Source organism: Hydrogenophaga sp. (genome assembly GCF_019264445.1).
Taxonomy (GTDB): Bacteria; Pseudomonadota; Gammaproteobacteria; order Burkholderiales; family Burkholderiaceae_C; genus Hydrogenophaga.
Window position 1 is genome coordinate 16,054 of the sequence record NZ_JAHVAB010000042.1, and the last position, 19,411, is coordinate 35,464.

Below are 19,411 nucleotides of genomic sequence, written 5' to 3' on the forward strand. Positions count from 1 at the left end.
CATGACCACGACCGACCGCAACCTGCAACTCTTTGAACGCGCCAAGGCCCTGATCCCAGGCGGCGTGAATTCACCTGTGCGCGCCTTTCGGGCGGTGGGGGGCACACCGCGCTTTGTGCAGCGTGCGCAGGGCGCATATTTCTGGGACGCCAACGACCAGCGCTACATCGACTACATCGGCTCGTGGGGCCCGATGATCCTCGGCCACGGCCACCCGGCCGTGGTGGAAGCCGTGCAGAAAGCAGTGCTCGAAGGTTTCTCGTATGGCGCGCCCACCGAGCGCGAAGTGGAGTTGGCCGAGGCCATCATCCGGCTGGTGCCCAGCATCGACATGGTGCGGCTGGTGAGCTCGGGCACCGAGGCGGGCATGAGCGCGATCCGCCTGGCCAGGGGCGCAACCGGGCGCAAGAAGATCATCAAGTTCGAAGGCTGTTACCACGGCCATGCCGACGCGCTGCTGGTGAAAGCTGGATCGGGCCTGGCCACCTTCGGCAACCCGACCAGTGCCGGCGTGCCGCCCGAGGTCGTTCAGCACACCATCGTGCTGGAGTACAACAACCTCGAACAGCTCGAAGCGGCTTTCACCGAGCACGGTCCCGAAGTGGCCTGCCTGATGATCGAACCCATTGCCGGCAACATGAACTTTGTGCGCGCCAGCGTGCCGTTCATGAAACGTTGCCGCGAACTGTGCACCCAGCACGGTGCGCTGCTGGCCTTCGACGAAGTCATGACGGGGTTCCGCGTGGCGCTGGGCGGCGCGCAAAGCGTGTACGCCCGACTGATCCCGGGGTTCGAGCCCGACATGACGGTGATGGGCAAGGTCATCGGCGGCGGCATGCCGCTGGCCGCCTTTGGCGCGAAGCGCGCGGTCATGGAGCAGCTGGCACCGCTGGGTGGCGTCTACCAGGCTGGCACGTTGTCGGGCAACCCCGTGGCCACCGCCTGCGGTCTCGCCACGTTGAAGGAAATCAGCAAGCCCGGCTTTTACGAAGCGCTGTCGGCCACCACGCGCTCGCTGGTGGAAGGCCTCAAGGGCGCTGCAGCGGCTGAGGGCGTGGCGCTCAGCGGTGACAGCGAAGGCGGCATGTTCGGCTTCTTCCTGTTTGATGAGCTGCCGCAAAACTACGCCAAGGTCATGACGACCGACGGCCCGCGCTTCAACCACCTCTTCCACGGATTGCTCGACCGCGGCGTGTACATCGCACCCGCGTTGTACGAAGCGGGCTTCGTGAGCGCGGCGCACACGGCGCAGGACATCGCCGACACCGTGGCGGCTGCACGAGACGTGTTCAAAACGCTGCCCCGGTGAAGCACCGGACAGCCCAAAGAAAAAGGCCGCTGATGTCCCAGCGGCCTTTTTTCCTTGGGTGAAAACGCTCAATGCCGGAAGTGGCGCACGCCTGAGTACACCATCACCACGCCGCGCTCGTCAGCGGCGTCGATGACTTCCTGGTCGCGCATCGAGCCGCCGGGCTGGATCACGCAGGTCGCGCCCGCATCCACCACCACATCCAGACCGTCGCGGAACGGGAAAAAGGCGTCGCTGGCCACCGCCGTGCCTTGCAAACTCAGCTTCGCGTGGCCGGCCTTGATGCTGGCGATGCGCGCGGAATCCAGACGACTCATCTGACCCGCGCCCACCCCCATCGTCATACCGTCCTTGCAGAACACGATGGCGTTGGACTTCACGAACTTCGCCACCTTCCAGGCGAACAGCAGGTCGTCGAGTTGCTGCTCACTCGGCTGCAGCTTCGTCACCACCTTGAGGTCGGCGCGCTGCAGCACGTGGTTGTCGGCGCTCTGGATCAGCAAGCCTGAGCCCACGCGCTTCACGTCGCTGAGGTTCAGGCCCTTGTCCCAGGCGGTCGGGCCTCCAGGCGGCAGTGCGATTTCGAGCACACGCACATTGGCCTTGGCCTTGAAGACTTCGAGCGCTTCGGGCGTGTAGCCGGGCGCCATGAGCACCTCGACGAACTGCTTGCTGATCGCCTGCGCGCCAGCGCCGTCGAGCACGCGGTTGAGCGCGATGATGCCGCCGAAGGCGCTGGTGGGATCGGTCTGGAAGGCCTTGCTGTAGGCCTCCAGCGCGTCTTTGCCCACGGCCACACCGCAGGGGTTGGCGTGTTTGACGATCACGCAGGCGGGCACATCAAAGCTCTTGACGCATTCCCACGCCGCATCGGCGTCGGCAATGTTGTTGTAGCTCAGCTCCTTGCCCTGCAGCTGCCTGGCCGTCACGAGCGAGCCGGGCGCGGGATGCAGGTCGCGGTAGAAGGCGGCGCTCTGGTGCGGGTTCTCACCGTAGCGCAGGTCCTGCAGCTTGACGAAGCGCCCATTGCTCTGCGCGGGGTATTCGCTGCGCCGGGGCACGCTGGCATCGTCTTCGAATGCGATGGAGGAGAGGTAGTCGCTGATGGCCGCGTCGTAGTTGCTGATGCGGTTGAACGCCGCCACCGACAGCGCGAAGCGCGTCTTGTCGCTGAGCTTGCCGCTGGCCTTGAGCTCGTCGATCACACCCGCGTATTGCGCGGCATCGGTGAGCACCGCCACGTCCTTCCAGTTCTTGGCCGCGCTGCGCACCATGGCGGGGCCGCCAATGTCGATGTTCTCGATCGCGTCTTCCAGCGTGCATCCGGCCTTGGCCACGGTGGCCTCAAACGGATAGAGGTTGACGATGAGCAGGTCGATGGTGTCGATGCCGTGCGTCTTGAGCGCGGCCATGTGCTCGGGCAGATCGCGGCGGGCGAGCAAGCCGCCATGCACTTTGGGATGCAGCGTCTTCACGCGGCCATCGAGCATCTCGGGGAAACCGGTGACCTCGGCCACTTCGGTAACGGGCAAGCCTTTGTCGGCCAGCAGTTTGGCGGTGCCGCCGGTGGAGATGAGGGCCACACCGAGCCCGTGAAGGGCCTGGGCGAGTTCGACGATGCCGGTCTTGTCGGAGACGGAGATGAGTGCGCGCATGAGCAGGGTCTTGGTGGTTTTTGAAAAGGTCGGGCTCAGTCGATGAGCTTGTGTTCGAGCAACTTCTTGCGCAGCGTGTTGCGGTTCAGGCCGAGCCATTGCGCGGCACGCGACTGGTTGTGCTGCGCTTGCTCCATCACGACTTCAAGCAGGGGCTTTTCCACCGCCTTGACGAGCATGTCGTGCAGGTTGGACGGATCGGTGCCGTTGAGATCGCGAAAGAAATCTTCCATGCTGGCACGCACACAGTCGTGCAATGTGTTCTGTTTCATGCGGCCAGCTTCCAGTCGTCTCTCGGGGTTGAAATGGTGGGACTCGACCACTCGTCCAGGCTGTCGCTCACGCAGCGCAACTGGTCTTGCACGGTGGTCGTGGCATTGACTCGCGAGCGAAAGAGCGCCGCGGCACCGGGCGGCAGCGGCAAGGACTGCGCGTACCACCCCAGGTGTTTGCGCGCGCTGCGCACGCCGGTGGACTCGCCGTACAGGTCGTAGTGATCGTGCAGGTGGTCGAGCAGCCAGACGCGCACGTCGGCCATCGAGGGTGGGGGCAGGTGCTCGCCTGTGGCCAGAAAGTGGGCGATCTCGCGAAAGATCCAGGGTCGGCCCTGCGCGGCGCGCCCGACCATGATCGCGTCAGCCCCCGTGCGGCGCAGCACCTCGCGCGCCTGCTCGGGGCTGGTGATGTCGCCGTTGGCCACCACGGGAATGCGCAAGCGGCTCTTGATGTGGGCCACCGTGTCGTGCTCGGCCTGGCCTTTGTAGCCCTGTTCGCGGGTGCGGCCATGCACGGTCAGCATCTGCACGCCAGCGGCTTCCGCGGCCATCGCGAGTGTGGGCGCATTGCGCACGCTGGCGCACCAGCCCGTGCGCATCTTGAGCGTGACGGGCACGCGGTGCGGCTCGCATGCAGCCACCACGGCCTGCACGATCTCGATGGCCAGGGCTTCGTCCTGCATGAGGGCCGAACCGGCCCACTTGTTGCACACCTTCTTGGCCGGGCAACCCATGTTGATGTCGATGATCTGCGCACCACGGTCGATGTTGTAGCGCGCGGCATCGGCCATCATCTGCGCGTCGGTGCCAGCAATCTGAACCGCGATGGGCGCGGCCTCTCCCTCGTGGTTGGCACGGCGCGAGGTCTTCAGGCTGTCCTGCAGATCGGGGCGTGACGTCACCATTTCGCTGACCGCATAACCCGCGCCCAGCCGCTTGCAGAGCTTGCGAAATGGCCGGTCCGTCACCCCTGCCATGGGCGCGACGAACAGGGCATTGGGCAGGGTAAAAGCCCCGAGTTGCATGGCGGTGGGAGAATCGGTGTCGAGCGGTGTAGCGGCCGCGATCCCAGCAAACGCGGGGGGCGAAGGAACGCGATTGTATCTGCCTGTTTTTTCAGCAGGCGATATGTTCGATCCACCCGTCGAACCCTGTCCAGCTCCCTCTCTTTTCGATGCGCCGGTCACCGGCACAGAGCCACCCTTCATCCATGCCCGACTGGTTGAATCAACTGATGCAATTGCTGGCGCTGCCCGAGTTCGGGCTGAGCACCGTGCTGGTCGTGTCGTTCCTGTCGGCCACACTGCTGCCGCTGGGTTCCGAGCCCGCGGTGTTTGGACTGATCAAGCTCAATCCCGATCTGTTCTGGCCCGCGATTCTGGTGGCCACGGCGGGCAACACGGGCGGCGGCGCGGTGAGCTGGCTGATGGGGCTGGGCACCCACAAGGTGGTCGACCGCGCGCGCGGCGGCCATGTGGACGTGCGTGCCCTGAAGTGGCTCGAACGGTTTGGCCCCAAGGCTTGCCTGCTGTCGTGGTTGCCCGTGGTGGGCGACCCGCTGTGCGCGGTGGCGGGCTGGATGAAGTTTCCTTTCTGGCCCTGCCTCGCGTACATGGCCATCGGCAAGTTCGCGCGCTACCTCACCATGACGGCCGCGCTGCTGTGGTTCTTCCCCGGAGCGCTGCACCCATGAGCCGTCACGCGCTGCCGCGCTCGCTGTGGGCGCTGATGGTCGGCAACTTCGTGATCGGCACCGGGGTGATGGTGGTGCCCGGCACGCTCAACGACATCAGCCATTCATTGGGCGTCTCGATCCCGCAGGCCGGCCAGCTCATCACCGCGGCGGCGATCCTCATGGGGCTGGGCGCGCCCCTGTTTGCCAGCCTCGTCGCCGGCTGGGACCGCCGTCGTCTGCTCACCCTGTCGCTGGTCTGGTACGGCGTGCTGCTGGGTGCCTGCGCGCTGGCGCCCCACTACGCCGCCTTGTTGCCGCTTCGGGTGCTCGCCGTCATCGCACCCGCAGTGTTCACGCCGCAAGCGGCGGCCAGCGTGGGTCTGCTGGTCCCGACCACGCAGCGAGGCCGCGCGATCACCTTCGTGTTTCTGGGCTGGTCGATCGCTTCGGTCATGGGCATGCCCTTGTCCGCCTGGATCAGCGGCGAGCTGGGCTGGCGCTGGGCCTTCGGACTGGTGGCGGTGATGTCGTTTGCCAGCAGCGCCTGGGTGTGGCGCGAAATGCCCAACGGCATCAAGCCAGCTGCCCTCTCACGCGAGGCCTGGGGCCGCACGCTGGGTTCTGCCGCGCTGATGTCTGCGGTGGGCGTGACACTGCTCTCGGCCTTCGGGCAGTTCACGCTGTTCTCTTACTTTGCGCCCTACTTTGCCCAGACGCTGGGCGCCAGCGCCGGGCTGCTCTCGCTGATGTTCCTGTGGTTCGGCGTGTTTGGCCTGGCGGGCAATGTGGCGGTCACGCGCTACATCGACCGCATAGGCGCGCCCCACGCGGTGCTGATCACACTGGGTGCCATGGTGGTCACGCTGCTGGTGTGGCCGCTGGGAAGACAGGGCTTCTGGGCGCAGGCCTTCGTGCTCGTGCCTTGGGCGCTGGGGTGCTTTTCCTGCAATTCGGCGCAGCAGGCACGGCTGGTGAACATCTCGCCCGAGCTGGCGTCCGCCACGGTCGCGCTCAACACCTCGGCCATGTATGGCGGCCAGGCGCTGGGCGCCGCGCTGGGCGGCGTGATGATCGCGCAGGGCCGCATGCTCGACCTGCACCAGGTGGGCCTGGTGGTGCTGATGCTGGCGATGGCCGTGAGCGTGTGGGCCGCGCGGCTTCAGAAACGCTCGTAGGGCAGCAGGTACCGCCACTCGCCCACCGGCAGGCCGGCCAGCGAGATGCGGCCCAGCCGCAATCGGCGCAAGCCCGTGAGCTGCAAGCCGGCGCGCTCGCACAGGTGGGCCACCTGGCCAGGCTGGTTGCCCTTGATGGCCAGGCGCAGGCGCAGTTCGCTCTGCCAGCTCGCGCGCGCCGACGGCACGGCCCAGCCGTCAAAGAAGAGCGCCTTGCCCAGCGACTTCAGCACCGCGTCGCGGCGGGCCTCGTCTTCGAGCTCGGGATCGGCCGCCACCTCAGCCAGCCATTCGTGCTCGAGCTGCCCGGCGTCGTCGGTCATCTTGCGGGCCACGCCGGGGTTCTGGGTGAACACCATCAGGCCGCTGGCCTTGGTGCCCAGGGGCGACACCGGCAGCAGCTTGTGCAAGTGGGCCTTGAGTGGTCGCACGCCAGAGCGGTCACCCTTGAAACGGTTGCTGGCCGTGAACCACTTGGCGGCCAGTGCGTCCGGCAGAAGCGGTTCGTCGGGCAGCACGCGGGTGGCAGGCTTGTGCCAGAGAAGTGTCATGGAGGCCAGTGGCTCCAGCTTCGCCCTGGGGTCGAGCACCACGGCCTGGTCGTCGCGCACCCGTTCCATGGGTTCTTCGACCACCACGCCATCCACGCGCACCCACCCGCCGGCGATGTAGTTCTCGGCGTCGCTGCGCGAGCACGGCAACTGTGCCGCCAGGCGTTTGGCCAGGCGCTGCGGTTCGGGCCGGCCGGTGTCGCTCATGCCGGCGTTCAGCTGCTGAAGAGGAAGTTCATCACGTCGCCATCCTTGACGACGTATTCCTTGCCTTCGGCGCGCATCTTGCCTGCGTCCTTGGCCCCCTGCTCGCCCTTGAAGGCGATGAAATCATCGAACCCGATGGTCTGGGCGCGGATGTAGCCCTTCTCGAAATCGGTGTGGATCACGCCCGCGGCCTGCGGTCCCGTGTCACCCACCTTGATGGTCCATGCACGCACTTCCTTCACGCCGGCGGTGAAGTAGGTCTGCAGGCCCAGCAGCTGGTACGCCGCGCGGATCAGGCGGTTCAGGCCGGGCTCGTCCTGGCCGAGTTCCTTCAGGAACTCGAGCCGGTCGGCATCGTCCATCTCGGACAACTCGGCTTCGATCTTGGCGCAGATGGCCACCACGGGCGCCTTCTGCTTGTCGGCAAAGGCGCGCAGGCGGTCCAGGAAAGGGTTGTTCTCGAAGCCGTCTTCCGACACGTTGGCCACAAACATGGCGGGCTTGGCGGTGATCAGGAAAAACTGCTTGAGCTGGGCCTGCTCTTCCTTGCTGAAGTCGATGGTGCGCACCGGCTGGGTGTCGTTGAGCGCGGCCTGGCACTTTTCCAGAATGGCCACCTGCTTGATCGACTCCTTGTCGCCCGAGCGCGCGGTCTTGTTCACCCGGTGCAGCGCCTTCTCCACCGCGGCCAGGTCGGCCAGGCACAGCTCGGTCTGGATGACCTCAATGTCGGCAATCGGGTCAACCTTGTTGGCCACGTGGATGACGTTGTCGTCTTCAAAGCAGCGAACCACGTTCACGATGGCATCGGTCTCGCGGATGTGCGCAAGAAACTTGTTGCCCAGGCCTTCGCCCGTGCTGGCACCGGCCACCAGGCCGGCGATATCCACAAACTCCACGATGGCCGGCACGATGCGCTCGGGTTGCACGATCTCGGCGAGCTGCTGCAGGCGCGGATCGGGCACTTCGACCACACCGGTGTTGGGCTCGATGGTGCAGAAGGGGTAGTTCTCGGCTGCGATGCCGGCCTTGGTCAGCGCGTTGAAAAGGGTGGACTTGCCCACGTTGGGCAGGCCCACGATGCCGCATTGGAGGCTCATGGAAGACTTTCGGATCGGTCGGGGAAACCCGTGATTTTACGGGTGGGGTCGGTGTTTACTCGAAGCGCCAGTCGGCCCCCACCGCCTGGCCCACGCGCAGCACCTGTCCGTCGCCTTCGAGCACGATGGCGTTCATGCCGAAGGTGATGGCGCCATGGAGGCGTGGGTCTTGGCGGTACACCTGCAAGGTGTCGTTCACCTCGGGGCTGGAGAGGGCGGTCTCTGGATCGATGTTGGGTATCGGGCAGCGGCCACAGGGCTTGACCGGCTCCACGCGAGCCACGGCGTCGCCCGTGGTGATGTGCAGGGTGCCCACGCGGTCCTCGTCGTGTGCTTGCACACCATCGAGCACGATGTTTGGCCGAAAGCGGCTCATGGCCACCGGTGCGTGACCCGCAGCGCCCAGCCGCTGGTTGAGTTCGTCCAACGATGCGGTGCTGGTCACGAGCAGGCTGAAGCCGTCAGCAAATTGCGTGGTGGCCTCGCGCCCGCCGGTCCATTTCAGGCTGCTCACACGCCGCACTTCGGGGTCAAACCGGGCCAGGCGCAGCCGTTTGAGGTTCGCGGGCGCCTCGGGGCCGAGAAAGTCGCTGAACCACTGCGCGGCCAGGTCCCCCATGTCGCAAGCCATCACCTCGTCGTCCCACACGCGCACTTTCAGTGGGCCTTCAGCGGCATCGAGCGCCAGATGCAGGGAGAGCATGCCCGGGGCGCGCAGCACGAGCTGCCCCATCTTGAATGCGGTCTGGATCAGCGCCATGCGGGGCAGTTCGCGCTGGGTCACGAATTCACCGTCTTCGTCCACCACCATCCATGCGCGGTCGTACAGCAGCCCGGTGTCGGTGAGTTCCGCTTCGGTCAGCGAGATGCCGGCGCAGGATTTGACGGGATACACCCAGAGCTGGGCGATGGTGGCCTGGACGTCGGTCGGGGCAATGGGGGTGTCTGCGCTCATGGTGCTGTTCGTGGCCTTGTGTGGGGGGCGGCGGCACCGTCTGGCGCCGCGTCGTGCACGGCGGTCGGGCCAAAGGCAGCGATGCCAGCCGGGGTATCGCCACAGGGAGGCCCGGATTGTGCCCTGCTCCTAAAATCCCCGCATGAACTCTCCCGCCCCCCGCACCGGCTCCCCCCGGCGTTTCGACGTTGCCATTCGCGGGGCCGGCGTGGTGGGCCAGACACTGGCCCTGCTGCTCGCCCGCGACCGCCTGCGCGTGGCCCTGGTGGGTTCGCCACGAGGCGCGCAGGACCAACCCGATGTGCGGGCCTACGCCATCAACGCCGCCTCCCGCGAGCTGCTGCGCTCGGTGCGCGCCTGGCCCGAGGTTGACCTCCAGGATGCGCGCGCCACCCCCATCACCCCGGTGAGCGCCATGCAGGTGTGGGGCGACGAAGGCGGCGAACTGCAGTTCTCCGCCGATGAGCAGGGCGCCGACGCACTCACCTGGATCGTCGACGTGCCCGCGCTGGAGCAACGGCTCGCCGACGCGGTGGGCTTTCAGGCCGGTATCGAGTGCATGAGCGAAGCCCCGCCAGCGGCGCTCACCGTGGTGTGCGAAGGCAAGCGCAGCCACACGCGCGACGAGCTGGGCCTGGCCTTCGATGTGCGTCCGTACCCCCACAAGGCGGTGGCCGCGCGGCTGCACTGCGAGCAGCCCCACGGCGGCATCGCACGCCAATGGTTCACCCAGGGCGAGGTGATGGCCTTGCTGCCCCTGGGCGGCGCGCAGGGGAACTCCGTGGCGCTGGTGTGGTCAGTTCCTGCACAGCAGGCGGACGCCTGGCTGCAAGCCGACCCCACCACCTTCACCCAGACCGTACAGGCGCGCTGCGCCCAGGCCCTGGGCCACATGCACATGGAAAGCCCCGCCCAGGCCTGGCCTCTCGAACTCGCGCGCGCCCAACGCTGGATCACCCGCACCGCCCAAGGCGGCGTGGCGCTGGCCGGGGATGCGGCGCACACGATGCACCCGCTCGCCGGCCAGGGGCTCAACGTTGGCCTGGCCGACGCGGCCGAACTGGCCCGCGTGCTGCAGCAGCGCGAGTACTGGCGCGAGCTGGGCGACCTCAAGCTGCTGCGCCGCTACGAGCGTGCACGTGCAGCCGAGGTGGCCGCCATGGGCTGGGTCACCGATGGCTTGTTCGGCCTGTTCTCCCATGCCGACGCGCGCGTGCAGGCGCTGCGCAACTGGGGCCTCAATGGCTTTGATCGCAGCGGCCCGCTCAAGCGCTGGATCGCCCGCCAGGCCATCGGGGCGCCTCAGGCCTGAGCCCCTCTCCATCCTCCGATTGTTCTGAACACCCACGCGGCCCGCACGATGAAACTTCTCAAGACCCTTCTGTTCACGGCCCTGGCGGCCCTCTCGCTGGCCGCCGCGGCGCAAGAAGCCACCATCCGCAAGAACCTCGCCGAGCGCCTGCCCAACCTGCCGGCGATCGATGAGATCAGCAAGACGCCGATGCCCGGCATCTTTGAGGTGCGCGTCAACCAGAGCGACATCTTCTACACCGACGCCGAAGGCAACTACCTGATCCAGGGCTCGATGATCGATACCAAGGCACGCGTGGACCTGACCGAACAACGCGTGGAAAAGCTCACCGCCATCGCGTTCAAGGACCTGCCCCTCAAGGACGCCTTCACCATCGTGCGTGGCAACGGCAAGCGCAAGATGGCCGTCTTCGAAGACCCGAACTGCGGCTACTGCAAGCGCTTCGAGCGCGACCTGATGAAGATCGACAACGTGACGGTGCACGTGTTCCTGTACCCCATTCTCAGCGCCGATTCGGGCGAGAAGTCGCGCAACATCTGGTGCGCCAAAGACAAAGGCAAGGCCTTCATCGACTGGATGGTGCGCGACGTGACGCCGCCCGCCGCCAACTGCGACGCCGCCGCCGTGGCGCGCAACTTCGAGTTCGGCAAGCGCGCACGCATTACCGGCACGCCCACCATCATCTTTGCCAACGGCGCGCGCGTGCCGGGTGCGATCGGCGCGGAGCAGATCGAAAAGCAGCTCGCGGAAGCCAAGCCTTGAGCGCCGCAGCGAAGGCCCGGCCTCGCCGCTCGAAAGCAGCGCCCGCAGGCGTGCGCTACACCGTCTCGGTGCTGAACGCGCATGCCCACCTGTTCGCCGTCACGCTGCAGATCGACCGCCCTGCGAAACACCAGCGCGTGAGCCTGCCGGTGTGGATTCCCGGCAGCTACCTGGTGCGTGAGTTCTCGCAAAACCTGCAGGCCCTGAGCGCCTCGCAACACGGCGCTGCCGTCGCGCTGAAGCAGCTCGACAAACACCGCTGGCAAGCCCAGTGCGAGGCCGACCAGCCGCTGGAGCTGCGCTACGAGGTATACGCGTTTGACGCCTCCGTTCGCACCGCCTTCCTCGACGCCTCACGCGGTTTCTTCAACGCCACCAGCCTGTGCCTGCGCGTGCTCGGGCAGGAAGACCTGCCGCACGCGCTCGAGTTGGCGCCCGCGCCGACCCTGTCGACCTGGCAGGTGGCCACTGGCCTCACGCCGCACCGGGTGGATGCGCAAGGCTTTGGCCAGTACCTGGCAGAAAACTACGACGAGCTGGCGGATTGCCCGGTGGAGATGGGCGCCTTCTGGAGCGCCAGCTTCACCGCGGCCGGCGTGGAACACCGCTTCGTGGTCGCGGGTGCGGGCCCCTGGATGGATGGCGAGCGGCTCATCGCCGACACGCGCAGAATCTGCGAAACGCAGATTGCTTTCTGGCACGGCAAACAGGCACCACCGTTCTCCCACTACGTGTTCATGCTGTACGCCAGCGCCGACGGCTACGGCGGCCTGGAGCACCGCAACTCCACCGCCCTGATCTGCCAGCGCGCCGACCTGCCGCGCCCTGCAGCGCCGGGCGAGAAAACCGCGCCACTCAAAGCCACCGACGGCTACACCACCCTGCTCGGTCTCATCAGCCACGAGTACTTCCACACCTGGAACGTGAAGCGCCTGCGCCCCGCCGAATTCGCGCGCTACGACTACGACACCGAGAACTACACCGAGCTGCTGTGGTTCTTCGAGGGCTTCACCAGCTACTACGACGACCTGATGCTGCGCCGCGCCGGGCTGATCGACGACACGGCCTATCTGCAGCTCGTGGCCAAGACCATCAACCAGGTGCAGCAGACGCCTGGGCGGCTCGTGCAGACGGTGGCGCAAGCGAGTTTCGATGCGTGGGTGAAGTACTACCGCATGACGGAGAACACTCCCAACGCCACGGTGAGCTACTACACCAAGGGCTCGCTGGTGGCGCTGTGCCTGGACCTCACCTTGCGCGCCGAAGGCCACACCTCGCTCGATGCGGTCATGCGCGAACTCTGGCAGCGCTGCGAGGGTGGCCCCATGCGCGAGGCCGACCTGCTGCGGGCCCTCAAGCGCCTGGGCAAACGCAGCTTTGACGCCGACATCGCCGCCTGGGTGCACAGCACGGACGAGCTTCCGCTCTCGTCGCTGTTGCAGGCACACGGTGTGAAGGTGTCGCACGACAAGGCGCCGCTGGCACAGCAGCTGGGCCTGCGCGTGAGCGAAACCAACGGCACCTTGGTGCTCAAGCAGGTGCTGCGTGGCGGCGCGGCCGAAGCCGCAGGCCTGGCGGCGGGCGACGAATGGCTGGGTGTGGAATTCCCCGCCAGCACACCCGGCGATACCGCCGAAGCCTGGCGCATCCACAAGCTCGAGGACGTGCCGCCCGTGCGAGCGCGCCGCCCGCAACTCACCGCACTGGTCTCGCGCGACAAGCGCCTGCTGCGTCTGCCACTCGCATGGCCCACCGAATCGCTCACCGTGCGCCTGGCCACGGGAGAAGCGGCCCCGGTGGCTGCCTGGCTCGGCGCTGCGCCCTAGATCTTCGGCAAGCGCGCGACCAGCTCCTGGTCGAACTGCTGCACGGTGGCCGCGTTCTTGAAGTTCTTCAGGCCTTCGCGCAAGCGCGGCAGCAGGATCTGCAGGTCGGCCGGTGTCTTGCAAGCTTCGACCCGCAGGGCGAGCTGCTCGCCCATGGGGCCCAGCTGGTCGTTGAGGAAGCGCGCCACCAGCCGGCGCGCCTCGCTAAAAGGCAGTGCGGGCAACGGCGCCTGGTGTGGCGATGCCGCCCCCGCGTGACCCGACGCCACCGCTCCCGCATCTGCGCTGGCGCTGTGCGACAGCAGCGCGCCGCCGGCATCCACCTGGGCGATCCAGCCGGCTGCCTCCAGCTGTTCCAGCAAGGGCCCCGCAACCCCCTCACCCCCCAGCAACTTGTCCATATCGCCCACCGAGCGCTTGCCGTCCACCATGATGAGCAATGAGCGCAGGCGGGGACCGAGATTCGGAGGGCGTGTCGTCAGCGCTTCGCGGCCCAGATCGGTCTTGGCAAGCAATGTGTTTTTGTCCATGGTGTTCGACAGTTTGCCGAAATGTAAGGCCAGCATCAGCCCATGCCAACCGGGTAGCGCCCTAGGGCACCCCCCATTTCGAGCAGCGTGTCACGGAGACGGCATCCAATGCCGCCGTCACCCCTTGCGCAGGTCCACCACGCGCTTGGCCTTGCCCTGGCTGCGCTCCACACCGCCTTCGGGTTTGAGCTGCACCGATACGCTGCTGCCCACGAACACCTTGATGTCGTGCTGCAACTGCCGCGCCGCCGCTTGTGCCGCCTCGCTCTCGGGCGCCAGCCCTGCGCGCGTTTCCACCACCACCGAGAGGTCGTCCATGGGTCCCTGGCGCGTCAGCACGCACTGGTAGTGCGCGCTGAGCTCGGCCCGCTTGAGGATGAGCTCTTCGATCTGCGTCGGGAACACGTTGACGCCGCGCACGATCATCATGTCGTCGCTGCGCCCGGTGATCTTTTCCATGCGGCGCATGGTGCGTGCGGTGCCCGGCAACAGACGCGTGAGGTCGCGCGTGCGGTAGCGGATGATGGGCAGCGCTTCCTTGGTCAGGCTGGTGAACACCAGCTCGCCCATCTCGCCGTCGGGCACGGGTTCACCGGTCTCCGGGTCGATGATCTCGGGATAGAAATGGTCCTCCCAGATCGTCGGGCCGTCCTTGGTTTCCACGCACTCGTTGGCCACGCCCGGGCCCATCACTTCCGACAGGCCGTAGATGTCGACCGCATCGATGCCCATGCGCGCTTCGATCGCGGTGCGCATGTCGTTCGTCCAGGGTTCGGCGCCGAAGATGCCCAGGCGGATGCTGCTCTCGCGCGGGTCCAGACCCTGGCGCTCGAACTCGTCGGCGATCGCCAGCATGTAGCTGGGCGTGACCATGATGATGTCGGGCCGGAAATCCTGAATCAGCTGCACCTGCCGCTCGGTCTGTCCGCCACCGAAGGGCACCACGGTCAGGCCCAGCTTTTCAGCGCCGTAGTGCGCGCCCAGGCCACCGGTGAACAGGCCATAGCCGTAGCTCACGTGCACCAGGTCCCCCGGGCGGGCGCCGCTGGCGCGGATGCTGCGCGCCACCACGGTGGACCACGTGTCGATGTCCTTGCGCGTGTAGCCCACCACTGTGGGCTTGCCGGTGGTGCCGCTGCTGGCGTGGATGCGCGCGCATTGTTCGCGCGGCACGGCGAACATGCCAAACGGATAGCTGTCGCGCAGGTCCTTCTTGGTGGTGAACGGAAACTTCGCCAGGTCGGCGAGGCTTCGGCAGTCGTCCGGGTGCACGCCTGCCGCGTCGAACTTGGCGCGGTACACGGGCGAGTTCTGGTAGGCGTGGCGCAGGGTGGCCTGCAGGCGCTGGAGCTGCAGTGAGCGCAACTCGTCGACGCTGGCTTTTTCAATGGGCTCCAGGGCAAATGTCTTCATGGCTGCTCGTCCTCAGGAAACACCGTGCCGGCGATCACGGCACTCTTGCCGCGAAACATCGCCACCACCTCACCGGTCTGGTTGGTCACACGCATGTCGTAGATGCCGTGGCGGCCCGACAGCGTTTGCTCCACGCCCTCGCAGGTGAGCACGTCGCCCAGCCGCGCGGGTTTCAGAAATTCGATGCTGCAGCCTGCAGCCACCGCGTTTTTGTTGTGGCTGTTGCAGGCAAATGCGAAGGTGGAATCGGCCAGCGTGAAGATGAACCCCCCGTGGCAGATCTGGTGCCCGTTGAGGTGCAACGGCTTGACGACCATGCGGATGCTCGCCCGGCCCGGCTCGCAGCTCAGCAACTCCATGCCCATGGTGTCCTTGCTGGCGGCGTCGACCGCGAACATCGTCTGGCCGACTCTGGCGGCCCGTGCTTCTGGCGACATCATTCCCCCTTGAACCGCGCCGGGCGTTTCTCTCGAAACGCCATCACGCCTTCGATGTAATCGTGCGTGCGACCCAGCGCCGACTGCGCGTCGCGCTCGGCGTCGAGTTGCTGGTTGAGCGTGCGCGTGCCGGCATCGCGCAGCAGCGCGCGCGTGGCCACCAGCGCCTGGGTGGGCATGGTGGCCAGCCGCTCGGCCAGCGCCATGGCAGCGCCCACGCAATCCTCGGCCACGTCCCACACCAGCCCCCACTCCTTGGCCTGCGCGGCGGGCAGTTTGTCGCCCGTCATGGCCAGCGCCATGGCGCGCGCCAGCCCCAGCCGCTCCACCAGGAACCAGCTGCCGCCGGCATCGGGAATGAGCCCGATCTTGCTGAAGGCCTGGATGAAACTGGCGTTGGGCGCGGCGATGGCGATGTCGCAGGTCATGACCAGCGAAGCCCCCGCCCCCGCTGCCACGCCGTTGACCGCTGCGATGGTGGGCATGCGCAGGCCCTGGAGGCGGCGCGCGGTGGGGTTGAAGGCCTGATCGATCACCGGGCCGGGGTCGGCGCGTTTCACCAGATCCGGACCGGGTTCGAAATCGAACTCGGCCAAGTCGGCGCCCGCGCAGAAGCCGCGGCCTGCACCGGTGATCACCAGGGCGCGAATCTGCGCATTCGCCTCGGCCCGATCCAGCGCGGCCCACAGGTCGCGGTGCATCTGGCGGGTGAAACTGTTGAGGGCGTCGGGGCGGTTGAGCGTGACCAGGGCCACGGCCCCGCGCTCTTCGTACACCACGGTGGTGTTGCTCATGATCGGTTTGTCTCCTGCGCGGCGTTGTGGGTTGGCCGGAATTTAACATTAACCAACCAATCGGTCGGCTAATGTTTTCCCTTGGTGCGGCTCGATATAGTGGTGCACCCTCATCCGCCCTTCATTGCCCCAGGAGACACCATGACCGCCGCCACCTCACCCGAATGCATCACCGTGCGCACCGAAGGCCGCGTGGGCATCGTCACGCTCAACCGCCCCAAGCAGCTCAATGCACTGAACAACCAGCTCATGGACGAGCTCGGCGCCGCGCTCAAGGCCTTCGATCTGGACGATGGCATCGGCTGCATGATCATCACCGGCAGCGAAAAAGCCTTCGCGGCCGGCGCCGACATCGGGGCCATGGCGACCTACACCTTTGCCGACGTCTACAACGGCGACTACATCACCCGCAACTGGGAAACCATCCGCGGCATCCGCAAGCCGGTGATTGCGGCGGTGAGCGGCTTTGCGCTGGGCGGCGGCTGCGAGCTGGCCATGATGTGCGACTTCATCATCGCGGCCGACAACGCCAAGTTTGGCCAACCTGAAATCAAGCTGGGCATCATCCCCGGCGCGGGCGGCACCCAGCGCCTGCCGCGCGCCGTGGGCAAGGCCAAGACCATGGACATGGTGCTCACCAGCCGGATGATGGACGCCACCGAAGCCGAGCGCGCCGGCCTGGTGAGCCGCGTGGTGCCGCTGGACAAGCTCATGGACGAAGCCCTGGGAGCCGCGCTGACCATCTGTGGCCTGTCGCTGCCCAGCGTGATGGCCGCGAAGGAGTCCGTCAACCGTTCGTTCGAGGGCACGCTGTCGGATGGCGTGATGTTCGAGCGCCGCCTCTTCCACGCCCTGTTCGCCACCGAAGACCAGAAGGAAGGCATGGACGCGTTCGTCAACAAACGCAAGCCGGTCTTCCAGCACCGCTGAACGCCAAAAAAAGCTGGCTATAATGCGCGCTTCGTTGGCGATATAGCTCAGTTGGTTAGAGCGCAGCATTCATAATGCTGATGTCGGTGGTTCAAGTCCACCTATCGCCACCAGCACATTCCAGAAGCGGGTACCGGCAACGGGCCCGCTTCTTTCATTTGGGGCATGCAGCATGGCGTTGAAATCGACCATTTTCAAAGCAAACCTGCAGATCGCCGACATCGACCACGGCTACTACGCCGACCACGCGCTCACCCTGGCCCGCCACCCCAGCGAGACGGACGAACGCATGATGGTGCGGCTGGTGGCCATGGCCATCCACGCACACGAACTCCAGGACACCTGCCGCGGCGACGGCACGCTGGCCTTTGGGGCCGGGCTGTCCGACCCGGACGATCCGGACGTGTCACTCACCGACTTCACGGGCCGCAAACGCCTGTGGATCGAGGTCGGTCAACCCGAAGACAAACCCCTGGCAAAAGCCTGCAGCAAGGCCGATGCGGTGGTGGTGTACGCCTTCGGCAGCGCCGCCGACGTGTGGTGGCGCGGCATTGAAGGCAAGCTCACCCGCCTGGACCGCCTGCAGGCCTGGCGCCTGCCCACCGAAGTGGCGCCCGCGCTGGCGCAGCTGGCCGAGCGCAGCATGCAGCTGCAAGCCACGGTGCAGGAAGGCGCACTCACCCTCTCCAGCGAGCGCGGCAGCGTGCACATCGAGCCGCTGCGCTGGAAATAACCTGCCCATCGGCCGTGCGTTGTCCTGTTTGTGAAGGCGCTGACAGCCGACACTTTCAAACCATTGACGCCCGTGCCTATGCCCGCTGCCTGCTCTGCGAGGCGACCTTCCTGCTGACGGCGCACCTGCCGTCTCCCCAAGCTGAGCGGGCGGAATACGAACTGCACCGCAACACGCCTGACGACCCGGGCTACCGACGCTTTCTGTCGCAACTGGCCACACCCCTGTTGCAGCGCCTCAGCCCCGCCAGCCACGGGCTCGATTTCGGTTGTGGCCCCGGGCCGGTGCTGGCGGGCATGCTGCGCGAGGCCGGCCACCGCGTGGCCTTGTACGACCCGTTCTTTCACCCCGACCCGGCGGCCTTGAACGAGCGCTACGACTTCATCACCTGCACCGAGGTGGTGGAGCATTTCCACCGGCCTGCCCATGAATTTCGGCGCCTGCACACGCTGCTGCAGCCAGGCGGGTGGCTCGCCGTGATGACGCGCTTTCAAACGGACGACGCGCGCTTTGCGCAATGGCACTACCGGCGCGACCCCACGCATGTGGTGTTCTATCGTCAGGCCACCTTCGAGCGCCTGGCGCTCCAGCACGGCTGGAGCTGCGAGGTACCGGCTCCCAACGTGGTGCTGCTGCGCAGGCCCTCGGCCTGAGCCGGCTTCAGCGGTCGCTGCGCCGGTGCTCGACCCAGATCAGTTCACGGGTGTTCACACCCAGCGATGCCGCCTGCGCGACCAGCCGCTCGCGCACGCCGCTGGGCAATTGCTTGTCGCGCGAGAGGATCCACAGGTAGTCGGTGTCGGGACCGATCACCATGGCCCAGCGGTAAGCCGGGTCGAGCGCGATGACGTGGTAGCCGCCATAGAACGGCCCGAAGAACGACACCCTGAGCGATCCGGTGCCGGGGTCGCCAGTGAAACGCGCCACGCCCTTGGCCTCTTTCCACTCGCCACGGGCGGTGTCAAAGCCGCGGTTGACCACCGACACGGTGCCATCGGCGTTCAGGCCGTAGGTGGCGCTGACGTCGCTGAGGCCGCGCTCGAAGCGGTGATCGAGCCGGGCGATCTCGTACCACTGCCCGGCATAGCGCTTGACGTCGAACGGACTCACCACGGCCACCCCCTGCGGTGGGGTGGTGAAGCAGGCCGAGAGGAAGGGCAGCACACTCAGGCACAAGGCCAGGAGCCAGCGGTGGCAGGGGCGCGATGAAAGGTGTGGGGTCATGGTGGTGGGAGATTGTGCGCCGCGACCCGCGTGAGACAATCACCCCCCGCTGAATGCCCCTCATGCCCGGGGCTTCACCCCACCCCCACAGCCTCTGGATAGATGCCATGAACCGCTGCCGTTTCGTTCACACCGCCCTGCTGGGCTTGAGCTCTGCGCTCCTGCTGGCCCTCGCACCCGCTGCGGCGCACGCCCAGGCCGTGCAGCGCAACTTTCCTGCCAAGGCGCTGCGCGGCTCCATGGTGGTGGTGCAGCCACCGCTGGTGGCCATGGACGATCGGCCCACACGCTTCTCGCCCGGCGCCCGTATTCTGGACACCCGCAACAACCTGGTGATGTCGGCCACGCTGGTCAACCAGGAACTGGTGGTGAACTACACCCTGGACCAGCGCGGCCAGGTGCATCAGGTGTGGCTGCTGACCGAGGCCGAGGCCAAGGAAAAGCGCCCGGGCTACGGCACCCAGCGCAACTTCATCTTCGAGTCGCAGCAAGCCTCGCCCGCCGGCACGCCGGCGCGCACGACGAACTGACCCGGCCCCGCCGCCGCC

21 protein-coding genes and 1 tRNA gene are annotated in these 19,411 nt (G+C 66.7%); 11 read left to right on the forward strand and 11 right to left on the reverse strand.

Annotation, left to right across the window (positions count from 1 at the left end):
• The first annotated feature begins 1 nt into the window (after nt 1).
• Nucleotides 2-1,309 (forward strand): glutamate-1-semialdehyde 2,1-aminomutase, encoded by a 1,308-nt coding sequence (gene hemL / locus KXJ60_RS06795; protein WP_291125531.1) that lies wholly within the window; start codon nt 2-4, stop codon nt 1,307-1,309.
• Nucleotides 1,310-1,377: 68 nt separating this feature from the next.
• On the opposite strand, the gene purH is transcribed toward hemL, so the two are convergent.
• The 3 genes from purH to dusB are packed head-to-tail and all read right to left on the reverse strand — an operon-like array spanning nt 1,378 to nt 4,264.
• Complete coding sequence (gene purH, locus KXJ60_RS06800) at nt 1,378-2,970, reverse strand: bifunctional phosphoribosylaminoimidazolecarboxamide formyltransferase/IMP cyclohydrolase (protein ID WP_291125621.1); 1,593 nt, start codon at nt 2,968-2,970, stop codon at nt 1,378-1,380.
• Between the two features lie 29 nt (nt 2,971-2,999).
• Nucleotides 3,000-3,236, reverse strand: coding sequence for a helix-turn-helix domain-containing protein (locus KXJ60_RS06805; RefSeq protein WP_291125533.1), 237 nt, complete (start codon nt 3,234-3,236; stop codon nt 3,000-3,002).
• Nucleotides 3,233-4,264 (reverse strand): tRNA dihydrouridine synthase DusB, encoded by a 1,032-nt coding sequence (dusB, locus tag KXJ60_RS06810; RefSeq protein ID WP_291125535.1) that lies wholly within the window; start codon nt 4,262-4,264, stop codon nt 3,233-3,235. The genes KXJ60_RS06805 and dusB overlap by 4 nt, the downstream gene beginning before the upstream one ends.
• 185 nt (nt 4,265-4,449) lie before the next feature.
• On the opposite strand from dusB, the gene KXJ60_RS06815 reads away from it, so the two are divergent.
• Together KXJ60_RS06815 and KXJ60_RS06820 are read left to right on the forward strand one after the other, a co-directional pair.
• Nucleotides 4,450-4,932 (forward strand): YqaA family protein, encoded by a 483-nt coding sequence (locus KXJ60_RS06815; RefSeq protein ID WP_291125537.1) that lies wholly within the window; start codon nt 4,450-4,452, stop codon nt 4,930-4,932.
• Complete coding sequence (locus tag KXJ60_RS06820) at nt 4,929-6,089, forward strand: MFS transporter (protein ID WP_291125539.1); 1,161 nt, start codon at nt 4,929-4,931, stop codon at nt 6,087-6,089. Before KXJ60_RS06815 ends, KXJ60_RS06820 begins: the two co-directional genes overlap by 4 nt.
• Here KXJ60_RS06820 and KXJ60_RS06825 read toward each other — a convergent pair.
• From KXJ60_RS06825 to KXJ60_RS06835, 3 genes are read right to left on the reverse strand one after another with little or no spacing between them, the layout of a single operon-like run.
• Nucleotides 6,074-6,847: an RNA pseudouridine synthase gene (locus KXJ60_RS06825; protein WP_291125541.1), complete on the reverse strand. Its 774-nt coding sequence runs from the start codon at nt 6,845-6,847 to the stop codon at nt 6,074-6,076. The genes KXJ60_RS06820 and KXJ60_RS06825 overlap by 16 nt on opposite strands.
• An 8-nt stretch (nt 6,848-6,855) precedes the next feature.
• On the reverse strand, nt 6,856-7,947 hold the full coding sequence (ychF, locus tag KXJ60_RS06830; RefSeq protein WP_291125544.1) for a redox-regulated ATPase YchF: 1,092 nt from the start codon (nt 7,945-7,947) through the stop codon (nt 6,856-6,858).
• 55 nt (nt 7,948-8,002) lie between these two features.
• Nucleotides 8,003-8,902: an MOSC N-terminal beta barrel domain-containing protein gene (locus tag KXJ60_RS06835; protein ID WP_291125547.1), complete on the reverse strand. Its 900-nt coding sequence runs from the start codon at nt 8,900-8,902 to the stop codon at nt 8,003-8,005.
• A gap of 142 nt (nt 8,903-9,044) precedes the next feature.
• Here KXJ60_RS06835 and KXJ60_RS06840 point away from each other — a divergent pair, with 142 nt between their 5' ends.
• Genes KXJ60_RS06840 through KXJ60_RS06850 form a run of 3 tightly spaced genes read left to right on the forward strand, consistent with a single transcriptional unit; the run spans nt 9,045 to nt 12,802 of the window.
• Nucleotides 9,045-10,214: an FAD-dependent monooxygenase gene (locus KXJ60_RS06840; protein WP_291125549.1), complete on the forward strand. Its 1,170-nt coding sequence runs from the start codon at nt 9,045-9,047 to the stop codon at nt 10,212-10,214.
• 48 nt (nt 10,215-10,262) lie between these two features.
• Nucleotides 10,263-10,976, forward strand: coding sequence for a DsbC family protein (locus tag KXJ60_RS06845; protein WP_291125551.1), 714 nt, complete (start codon nt 10,263-10,265; stop codon nt 10,974-10,976).
• A 50-nt stretch (nt 10,977-11,026) separates the two neighbouring features.
• Complete coding sequence (locus tag KXJ60_RS06850; RefSeq protein WP_291125623.1) at nt 11,027-12,802, forward strand: peptidase M61; 1,776 nt, start codon at nt 11,027-11,029, stop codon at nt 12,800-12,802.
• Here the strand turns inward: KXJ60_RS06850 and KXJ60_RS06855 are convergent.
• From KXJ60_RS06855 to KXJ60_RS06870, 4 genes are all read right to left on the reverse strand, one after another.
• Nucleotides 12,799-13,332: a hypothetical protein gene (locus KXJ60_RS06855; RefSeq protein WP_291125554.1), complete on the reverse strand. Its 534-nt coding sequence runs from the start codon at nt 13,330-13,332 to the stop codon at nt 12,799-12,801. The two genes, KXJ60_RS06850 and KXJ60_RS06855, sit on opposite strands and share 4 nt — an antisense overlap.
• 117 nt (nt 13,333-13,449) lie before the next feature.
• The gene (paaK, locus tag KXJ60_RS06860) at nt 13,450-14,745 is read right to left on the reverse strand and encodes a phenylacetate--CoA ligase PaaK (protein WP_291125557.1); all 1,296 of its coding nucleotides are present in this window, start codon (nt 14,743-14,745) and stop codon (nt 13,450-13,452) included.
• A complete protein-coding gene (gene paaI / locus KXJ60_RS06865) occupies nt 14,742-15,182 on the reverse strand; it encodes a hydroxyphenylacetyl-CoA thioesterase PaaI (protein ID WP_291125626.1) in 441 nt (146 codons plus the stop codon). The genes paaK and paaI overlap by 4 nt, the downstream gene beginning before the upstream one ends.
• On the reverse strand, nt 15,182-15,976 hold the full coding sequence (locus KXJ60_RS06870) for an enoyl-CoA hydratase-related protein (protein WP_291125559.1): 795 nt from the start codon (nt 15,974-15,976) through the stop codon (nt 15,182-15,184). Before KXJ60_RS06870 ends, paaI begins: the two co-directional genes overlap by 1 nt.
• A gap of 141 nt (nt 15,977-16,117) precedes the next feature.
• On the opposite strand from KXJ60_RS06870, the gene KXJ60_RS06875 reads away from it, so the two are divergent.
• The 4 genes from KXJ60_RS06875 to KXJ60_RS06890 all read left to right on the forward strand — a co-directional run bounded on the left by KXJ60_RS06875 (nt 16,118) and on the right by KXJ60_RS06890 (nt 18,292).
• Nucleotides 16,118-16,906: an enoyl-CoA hydratase gene (locus KXJ60_RS06875; protein ID WP_291125560.1), complete on the forward strand. Its 789-nt coding sequence runs from the start codon at nt 16,118-16,120 to the stop codon at nt 16,904-16,906.
• A gap of 36 nt (nt 16,907-16,942) precedes the next feature.
• Nucleotides 16,943-17,019 (forward strand) — tRNA-Met (locus KXJ60_RS06880).
• Between the two features lie 59 nt (nt 17,020-17,078).
• Nucleotides 17,079-17,639, forward strand: a complete 561-nt coding sequence (locus KXJ60_RS06885) for a YaeQ family protein (RefSeq protein WP_291125562.1) — start codon at nt 17,079-17,081, stop codon at nt 17,637-17,639.
• 14 nt (nt 17,640-17,653) lie between these two features.
• Nucleotides 17,654-18,292 (forward strand): class I SAM-dependent methyltransferase, encoded by a 639-nt coding sequence (locus KXJ60_RS06890; protein WP_291125565.1) that lies wholly within the window; start codon nt 17,654-17,656, stop codon nt 18,290-18,292.
• A gap of 7 nt (nt 18,293-18,299) precedes the next feature.
• Here the strand turns inward: KXJ60_RS06890 and KXJ60_RS06895 are convergent, their stop codons facing one another.
• Nucleotides 18,300-18,863, reverse strand: coding sequence for a lipocalin family protein (locus tag KXJ60_RS06895; RefSeq protein ID WP_291125568.1), 564 nt, complete (start codon nt 18,861-18,863; stop codon nt 18,300-18,302).
• 107 nt (nt 18,864-18,970) lie between these two features.
• On the opposite strand from KXJ60_RS06895, the gene KXJ60_RS06900 reads away from it, so the two are divergent.
• On the forward strand, nt 18,971-19,393 hold the full coding sequence (locus KXJ60_RS06900; protein ID WP_291125571.1) for a hypothetical protein: 423 nt from the start codon (nt 18,971-18,973) through the stop codon (nt 19,391-19,393).
• The last annotated feature ends 18 nt before the right edge of the window (nt 19,394-19,411 follow it).

Bases quoted from the DNA above. Each gene is read 5' to 3' on its own strand.
- paaI (WP_291125626.1), bottom strand. From the start codon at position 15,182: ATGTCGCCAGAAGCACGGGCCGCCAGAGTCGGCCAGACGATGTTCGCG.
- KXJ60_RS06815 (WP_291125537.1), top strand. From the start codon at position 4,450: ATGCCCGACTGGTTGAATCAACTGATGCAATTGCTGGCGCTGCCCGAG.
- paaK (WP_291125557.1), bottom strand. From the start codon at position 14,745: ATGAAGACATTTGCCCTGGAGCCCATTGAAAAAGCCAGCGTCGACGAG.
- dusB (WP_291125535.1), bottom strand. From the start codon at position 4,264: ATGCAACTCGGGGCTTTTACCCTGCCCAATGCCCTGTTCGTCGCGCCC.
- KXJ60_RS06885 (WP_291125562.1), top strand. From the start codon at position 17,079: ATGGCGTTGAAATCGACCATTTTCAAAGCAAACCTGCAGATCGCCGAC.
- KXJ60_RS06805 (WP_291125533.1), bottom strand. From the start codon at position 3,236: ATGAAACAGAACACATTGCACGACTGTGTGCGTGCCAGCATGGAAGAT.
- KXJ60_RS06875 (WP_291125560.1), top strand. From the start codon at position 16,118: ATGACCGCCGCCACCTCACCCGAATGCATCACCGTGCGCACCGAAGGC.
- KXJ60_RS06895 (WP_291125568.1), bottom strand. From the start codon at position 18,863: ATGACCCCACACCTTTCATCGCGCCCCTGCCACCGCTGGCTCCTGGCC.
- KXJ60_RS06840 (WP_291125549.1), top strand. From the start codon at position 9,045: ATGAACTCTCCCGCCCCCCGCACCGGCTCCCCCCGGCGTTTCGACGTT.
- KXJ60_RS06825 (WP_291125541.1), bottom strand. From the start codon at position 6,847: ATGAGCGACACCGGCCGGCCCGAACCGCAGCGCCTGGCCAAACGCCTG.
- KXJ60_RS06900 (WP_291125571.1), top strand. From the start codon at position 18,971: ATGAACCGCTGCCGTTTCGTTCACACCGCCCTGCTGGGCTTGAGCTCT.
- KXJ60_RS06855 (WP_291125554.1), bottom strand. From the start codon at position 13,332: ATGGACAAAAACACATTGCTTGCCAAGACCGATCTGGGCCGCGAAGCG.
- KXJ60_RS06845 (WP_291125551.1), top strand. From the start codon at position 10,263: ATGAAACTTCTCAAGACCCTTCTGTTCACGGCCCTGGCGGCCCTCTCG.
- KXJ60_RS06870 (WP_291125559.1), bottom strand. From the start codon at position 15,976: ATGAGCAACACCACCGTGGTGTACGAAGAGCGCGGGGCCGTGGCCCTG.
- KXJ60_RS06835 (WP_291125547.1), bottom strand. From the start codon at position 8,902: ATGAGCGCAGACACCCCCATTGCCCCGACCGACGTCCAGGCCACCATC.
- KXJ60_RS06820 (WP_291125539.1), top strand. From the start codon at position 4,929: ATGAGCCGTCACGCGCTGCCGCGCTCGCTGTGGGCGCTGATGGTCGGC.
- ychF (WP_291125544.1), bottom strand. From the start codon at position 7,947: ATGAGCCTCCAATGCGGCATCGTGGGCCTGCCCAACGTGGGCAAGTCC.
- hemL (WP_291125531.1), top strand. From the start codon at position 2: ATGACCACGACCGACCGCAACCTGCAACTCTTTGAACGCGCCAAGGCC.